Here is a 469-nt window from a genome sequence, read left to right on the forward strand (position 1 = left end):
ATGCCCGGCAGGGCAGAGGGGGGCGCTCCGGAACGCAAGCCTAGGGTTCCTTTTCGCTCTTCTAAGCCTCCTCTTCCTCCCCTTCACCGCCCTCGCGGCCGATCTCCCGGCGCTGACCGGCCGTGTCGTCGACAATGCCGGCATCATCGACGCCGCGACCAAGGCGGCGCTGACCCAAAAACTCGCCGATTTCGAGACAAAAGGCTCCGACCAGATCGTCGTCGCGACGATCCCCAGCCTCGATGGCGAGGAGATCGAGCCTTACGCCAACCGGCTGTTCCGCTTCTGGAAGCTCGGCCAGGCGAAGGAAAACAATGGCGTCCTGCTGCTGGTGGCCCCGAACGACCGCAAGATGCGCATCGAGGTCGGCTATGGGCTGGAAGGCACGCTGACCGACCTGCACACCAAGCTGATCATCGAGAATGACATGGTGCCGGCCTTCCGCGCCGGGGACTTCTCGGGCGGTATC

Annotated in this window: 1 protein-coding gene; it reads left to right on the top strand. The window is 64.4% G+C overall.

Annotation, left to right across the window (positions count from 1 at the left end; all coding sequences use genetic code 11):
* A partial coding sequence (locus ENZ74_RS34010) for a YgcG family protein (protein ID WP_164761513.1) occupies positions 1-469 on the top strand: 469 nt, incomplete at both ends.

The organism is Mesorhizobium sp. M7A.F.Ca.CA.002.15.2.1 (assembly GCF_003998715.1).
Taxonomy (GTDB): Bacteria; Pseudomonadota; Alphaproteobacteria; order Rhizobiales; family Rhizobiaceae; genus Mesorhizobium; species Mesorhizobium ciceri.